Below are 5,664 nucleotides of genomic sequence, written 5' to 3'. Positions count from 1 at the left end.
CCGGGCGGCCGGCAGCGAGGTGCTCGCCGTGCTCGAGGCGGCGATGGCCTGGCGCGGCGAGGCGCATCTCGCCCTGGCCGGCGGTCGCACGCCCGAGGCCCTGTACCGCGTGCTGGCGTCGACCCCGTTCGAGGGCTGGTCCCACGTGCACGTCTGGTTCGGTGACGAACGCACGGTACCCGCCGATCACGCCGACAGCAACTTCCGGATGGCGCACGACGCCCTGCTGGCGCACGTGCCGATTCCCGTCACGCAGGTGCATCGGCTCGAAGGCGAACGCGAGCCGAGCGACGCCGCCGCGCGCTACGACGACGCCCTGGGTCACCTCGCGCAGCGCCAGGAACGCCCAGTGCCGACGCTGGACCTGGTGCTCCTCGGCATGGGCGCCGACGCGCATACCGCATCGCTGTTTCCCGGATCGCCGCTCCTCGCCGCACCAGACACGGCCGACGCCGGCCCGTTCGCGGCCGCCGTCCACGTCCCCGCGCTGGCGACCTGGCGCCTGACCCTCACGCCCGCGACGCTTCGGGCCGCCCGCACCACGTTCGTGCTCGTCTCCGGTGCCGACAAGCACCCTGCCCTGCGCCGCGCGCTCGGCGAGTCGCCGGCCCTGAGTGACGCCCCCGTCACGCTGCTGCACGACGTCCCTGGCGACGTCGCCTGGTTCGTCGATCCGCCGGCGCTGTTCGGGCACCGGGAGAACGGAGAACGGAGAACGGAGAACGGAGGACGGAGGACTGAGGAGGGAGGACGGAGGTAGGGACGGAGGAGGGAGGACCGAGGGAAGACCAGGCCCCTAACGAAGCGTGACGCCAGGACACGTCTTCATGGCCGAGGGGAGCGTCACGGAGACGGACAGGTCTGGCGCGGAATGAGTGCGCTTGATCAGGCCCACGTGATCAAGCCGCACAACCATGAAGTACGTCTCGCCAGCAGCGGCCATGCCTCGCTGTCGTTGGGCAGCGTGCACGACGGGAAACGACACCGACATGCGGCGGACCACCTGCGCGCCTGGCGTGACGGTGATGATCGGAGCGCTCGAGACGCCTTCACCGCCAGAGCCAGGAATGACGTGGCTGGGAAACACAAAGACCCAGTTGCCGTCCGAGGTGTCCCGCGCATGCCCTGCCAGACGCACCTCGACCACAGACAAATCGAATCTGTCCGTGATGGGAGTGGCCGTGCCGTTTCGCACCGCCACACGCAGATCCATGTCGACCGTGCCCGTGAACTCATCGAATCGACAGATGGTGACGCGCTCCACGGTCGCGCTCAGCTCAGCCGCCGCAGCGTGAACAACGTGGCCCCATGAAGCCGCGAGGCACACCAGCACTCGAACCTCGCCCCTCCGTCCTACCTCTCTCCTCCCTCCTCGGTCCTCCGTCCTCAGTCGAGGGTCACAATCTCCACGTCCGCCTGGCCCGGGGCCAGCGTCAGGCGGGCGACACTGGGCACGACGTCGAATCGTCTCGGGCCAGCCGCGCCGGGGTTGACCACCAGCTTGCCGGCCTCGCGGTGGACGAGGGCACGATGCGTGTGCCCGAAGACGTGGATGTCCGCATCGGGGTACCTGGGGATCAGCAGCTCCGGACCCGGGCGCCCGACCTCATGCCCGTGGCTGACATGGATCTGCCAGCCATCGAGTGACACCCAGCGGTGCGCTTCCAGCTCGGGCATGTGCTGGTCGTCCACGTTGCCGAAGACGGCCTGGACCGGGGCCAGCGCGCGCAGTTCGATGAGGATGTCGCGGCTCCCGACGTCCCCGGCGTGCAAAATCAACTCGACACCCTCGAGAGCGTGCATGGCCGATGCGCGCAGCAGCCCATGTGTATCGGAAATGAGCCCGATGGTGATCGGCATGGGTCTTGTATGTCATCAAACGGTTGCCGATGTCCATTCCCTCACGCGAACACGCCATCGTCACACCGGTGCATGGCCGCTATCTGGTACGCGTCCCCGAGTCGCCGGTCAGTGGTCCCCTGCGCAACGCCCCCATGGCTGTCGGCTTCCACGGCTACGGCGAGACGGCCGAGGACCAACTGGGGCGTCTCGAAGCCGTCCCCGAGCTCGCAGGCTGGACGCTGGTCAGCATCCAGGGGCTGCACCGCTTCTACGGGCGCGGCGGCGCCGTGGTGTCCAGCTGGATGACCTCACAACACCGGGAGGATGCCATCGAGGACAACCTGCGCTACGTGCGCAGCGTCGTCACCGAGGCCATCCATCAGGCGGGGGAGCCGCAGGCGCTCGTGTATGTCGGGTACTCGCAGGGCGTGGCGATGGCCTGGCGCGCCGCGATTCTCGGCGCGCGCCGCATCGACGGCCTCGCGGTCTTCGGCGGGGATGTGCCGCCGGAACTCGGGGTGCGCCCGCTGACGCAGTGTCCGCCGGTGCTGATCGGGCGCGGCAAGGAAGACACGCACTACAGCTCGGCCCAGTTCCGCGCCGACCTGGACATGCTGGCGGGGCGGTACGTGGCCGTCGAGCCCTACGAAGTGGGGGGCGGCCACGCGTGGAGCCAGGCCGTGGGCCACGAGATCGGCGGCTTCGTGGCGCGCCTGGTCAACCCGTCTGCGGCGGCGCGCCTCTGAGCCTCACTCGTACCTGAGCGCCTCGACGGGATCGAGGCTGGCCGCGCGCCTGGCCGGCAGATAGCCCGCCAGGATGCCGGTGACCACCGACATCCCGAGTCCCGCGGCGACGGCCCACCCGGGCGGCACCGCCGAGAATCCGGTCACCGCGAGCGACGCCAGCAGCCCGAGCAGGACAGCCAGCAGCACCCCGGCGAGCCCGCCGACGCCCGAGAGCACCGCGGCCTCGACCAGGAACTGTTGCAGGACGGCCGACCGCGGCGCGCCGAGCGCGAGGCGCACGCCGATCTCCCGCGTCCGCTCGGTGACGGCGATCACCATCACGTTGGCGATGCCAATCCCGCCAATCAGCAGGCTGACGGCGGCCAGGGCGACCGTGACGGCGCCGATCGCCGCGCTCACCTGATCGAAGGTCCGGATGATCTGATCGGCCGACGACAGGTTGAAGTCGTCGGGCGCGTCCGGGGCCAGGCCACGCAGCCGCCGCAGCACGAAGGCCGCTTCCTCACGCGCCTGCTCGCGGACACCGGGCTTCGCGCGGATGTAGAGCACGGTGCGATCGACGCCCGGGTAGCGCCGCTGCACCGTCCCGGTGGGCAGGGCCAGCACCGAGTCCTGGCGGTTTTCGCCGAAGAATCCGCCCTTGCGCGGCGCAATCTCGCCGACGACCGTGTACGTCTCGCCCGAGAGTTGCAGCGTGCGGCCCACGGCGCTGCGCCCCCCGAACAGCGCGCGCGACAGACTCGCCCCGATGACGCAGACGCGGGCGCCGGCACGATTCTCGAGGTCCGTGAACGGACGGCCCGCCGCGAACTCCGCCCCGATGACGTCGTACAGGTTCGGCGACGCGCCTTCGACGAGCACCGTGTCGGACTCGGCCCCGCCGGCACGCGCGACGAGCGGCCGCCCGTCGATCACGGTCGGCACGATGATCTGCACCGCCACTTCGCGGACCGAGGGCGCCAGCCGCGCGATCACCGGCGCGAACTCCGGCTTCAACGCCTTGCGCTGCGCTTCCCGCTCCGACGCGGCAGCGTAGGGATCCCCCGTGAGGTGGAACGCGAAGATGTTCTCGGTGCCGAGTTCGCGAAACAGCAACGCCACCTGGTTGCGGACGTTGGCCAGCACCGAGGCCACCAGCACCACCGTCACGATACCGATGACGATGCCGACGCTGGCCAGGATCGAGCGCGACAGGTTCATGCGGATCGAGCCGAAGGCGAGGATGACCACCTCGCGCCACAGCCGCACGCGCGCCTGCCAGCCGGTCGGATGCGGCACGCTCATTCCTGTCGCAATGCCTCGATGGGATCGATGCGGGCCGCCAGTCGCGCCGGATACCAGCCAGCCACCACGCCCGATCCGCCGGCGGCCAGCAGGCTCCACAGGGCCGTCGTCGCGCGCACGGGCAGCGCCAGACCGGTCGCCCGTCCGGCAATCGTCAGCACGGCCCAGGCCGCGAGGATCCCGAGCGCGCCGCCGATCATGGCCGTCAACACCGCCTCGGCCACCACCTCGCGCGTCACCTCGCGACGGGTGGCCCCGAGGGCGCGGCGCAGGCCGATTTCTCGGGTGCGCTGGGCCACCGACACGAGCACGGTGTTGGTGACCACCACCACGGCCGCCAGCAGCGCCATGAGTGCGATGGGCACCGCCGCCGCGCCGATCCGGTCGGACAAGCGCAGCACGAAGGTCCGCGCGGCTTCGGGCGACAGGATGTCGAACGTGTCGGGACGGCCGGGCTGCAACTGGCGACGCGCCCGCATGCCGGCCCGCGCGGCGCCCTCGGCCTCCTCGAACGGCACCTCACGGCCGGTGGCGAAGATCTGCAGCGTGGCTGGCGCGCCGAACGCCCGTTCGTAGGCCGTCAATGGGATGTAGACGTAGCGGTCCAGCGACACGCCGCCGCCGGTGCCCTGGGGGCGCACGAGGCCGATCACCCGGAACCCCCGCCCGGCGATGCGCACCATCTGGCCGAGCGGATCCGACGCCGGGAAGAGCGTGGTGGCCACCTCGGCCCCGATGATCGCGACCTGTGCCGCCTGCTGGTCTTCGGCAGGAAGAAAGAACCGGCCTTCCCCGATGTCGAGGTCGCGGATGCGCGACAGGTCCGAGGTCGTGCCATTGACGTTGGCCCCCTCGTAGCGGCGTCCGCCGGCCGTCACGTCGGCGCCGCGCTGGGTGGTGGGCGCGACGAGCAGCGTATCGCCGGCCACCCGATCGAGGTAGCGGGCATCGGACCGGCGAATGGCCGGATTGCGCCGCAACCGGTCGGCGAGCTCCTGGCGACTGAGCTGTCCGGCCACGACCTGCGCGAGCACGAACGTGTCGCTGCCGACGGTGCGGGCGCCCACGTCCAGGGCGTACTGCTGCACGCCCTCGAGCCCCGCGGTGACCAGCAGCATCGTCGCGACGGCCGTGGCCACGGCCAGGGCGGCCAGCGACGACCGGAGGAGGTGTCCGCGCGCGGTGGCTGCCGCCTGGGACACGGATCGGCTCGCGCGAGCGAGATGGCGGAAGACGGACACGTGACGCCTCTGACGCCCGACATGGGCATCCCGGTGCATCATCATGCCGGAGCAGGCGTCGGATCCGGGACACTTCCGGGTCCGTGCGCGTCCAATGGCGGCGATGCGTCGAAGAAACGTGGTGGTGATTGGGGCCGTGGTACTCGGCCTCGCGGTCCTGGCCGTGGTCGTCGCGCGCCGTGGGCCGTCCGGCGTCGAAGTGGACACGACCGAGGTGGTGCGGCGGGACACGCTGCGGGCGTTCGTGACGGCGTCCGGCGAGATCGTCGCCGACCGCTATGCCGACATCGGCTCCAGCGTGATGGGACGCATCGACGACCTCCGGGTCAAGGAGGGCGATCGCGTCAAGGCGGGTCAGGTGCTGGCGCGGCTCGACCCCGTGCAGGCGCGCAGTCAGCGCGACGCGGCCGACGCGCAGGTCCAGGCGCTCGGGACCGAGCAGGTGGCCGCGCGCGAGCAGGTGCGCGCCGCGAAGGCCGATGTCGAGGCGGCGCGAGCCCGGGTCGCCGAGAGCGAGGCCAACCTGCGACGGGTCAGCGCCCTGTTCG

General features: G+C 71.1%; 7 protein-coding genes. 3 read left to right on the top strand and 4 right to left on the bottom strand.

The features are described 5' to 3' along the window. Nucleotides 1–760, top strand: a 760-nt coding sequence (pgl, locus tag Q0C41_RS29360; RefSeq protein ID WP_291990230.1) for a 6-phosphogluconolactonase, incomplete at its 5' end; no start/stop codon positions are given. Nucleotides 761–796: 36 nt separating this feature from the next. Here the strand turns inward: pgl and Q0C41_RS29355 are convergent. Together Q0C41_RS29355 and Q0C41_RS29350 are read right to left on the bottom strand one after the other, a co-directional pair. Then, nucleotides 797–1,264, bottom strand: coding sequence for a hypothetical protein (locus Q0C41_RS29355; RefSeq protein WP_291990229.1), 468 nt, complete (start codon nucleotides 1,262–1,264; stop codon nucleotides 797–799). A gap of 122 nt (nucleotides 1,265–1,386) precedes the next feature. Beyond that, nucleotides 1,387–1,860 (bottom strand): metallophosphoesterase family protein, encoded by a 474-nt coding sequence (locus Q0C41_RS29350; RefSeq protein WP_291990228.1) that lies wholly within the window; start codon nucleotides 1,858–1,860, stop codon nucleotides 1,387–1,389. 29 nt (nucleotides 1,861–1,889) lie between these two features. Here Q0C41_RS29350 and Q0C41_RS29345 point away from each other — a divergent pair, with 29 nt between their 5' ends. Then, nucleotides 1,890–2,588, top strand: a complete 699-nt coding sequence (locus tag Q0C41_RS29345) for a hypothetical protein (RefSeq protein WP_291990227.1) — start codon at nucleotides 1,890–1,892, stop codon at nucleotides 2,586–2,588. Between the two features lie 3 nt (nucleotides 2,589–2,591). On the opposite strand, the gene Q0C41_RS29340 is transcribed toward Q0C41_RS29345, so the two are convergent. Continuing rightward, the gene (locus tag Q0C41_RS29340) at nucleotides 2,592–3,869 is read right to left on the bottom strand and encodes an ABC transporter permease (RefSeq protein ID WP_291990226.1); all 1,278 of its coding nucleotides are present in this window, start codon (nucleotides 3,867–3,869) and stop codon (nucleotides 2,592–2,594) included. A 2-nt stretch (nucleotides 3,870–3,871) separates the two neighbouring features. Next, nucleotides 3,872–5,077: an ABC transporter permease gene (locus tag Q0C41_RS29335; RefSeq protein ID WP_291990225.1), complete on the bottom strand. Its 1,206-nt coding sequence runs from the start codon at nucleotides 5,075–5,077 to the stop codon at nucleotides 3,872–3,874. A 142-nt stretch (nucleotides 5,078–5,219) separates the two neighbouring features. On the opposite strand from Q0C41_RS29335, the gene Q0C41_RS29330 reads away from it, so the two are divergent. Further along, nucleotides 5,220–5,664 (top strand): biotin/lipoyl-binding protein (locus Q0C41_RS29330; RefSeq protein ID WP_291990224.1); only part of this gene is annotated, 445 nt, incomplete at its 3' end.

Source organism: Luteitalea sp. (genome assembly GCF_022842525.1).
GTDB lineage: Bacteria > Acidobacteriota > Vicinamibacteria > Vicinamibacterales > Vicinamibacteraceae > Luteitalea.
Note: the sequence above shows the minus strand (reverse complement) of the source record. Positions and strands in the feature narration are given on the sequence as shown.

What these genes read in the sequence shown, in the direction of transcription:
- Q0C41_RS29345 (WP_291990227.1), top strand. Translation starts at nt 1,890, where the DNA reads ATGTCCATTCCCTCACGCGAACACGCCATCGTCACACCGGTGCATGGC.
- Q0C41_RS29350 (WP_291990228.1), bottom strand. Translation starts at nt 1,860, where the DNA reads ATGCCGATCACCATCGGGCTCATTTCCGATACACATGGGCTGCTGCGC.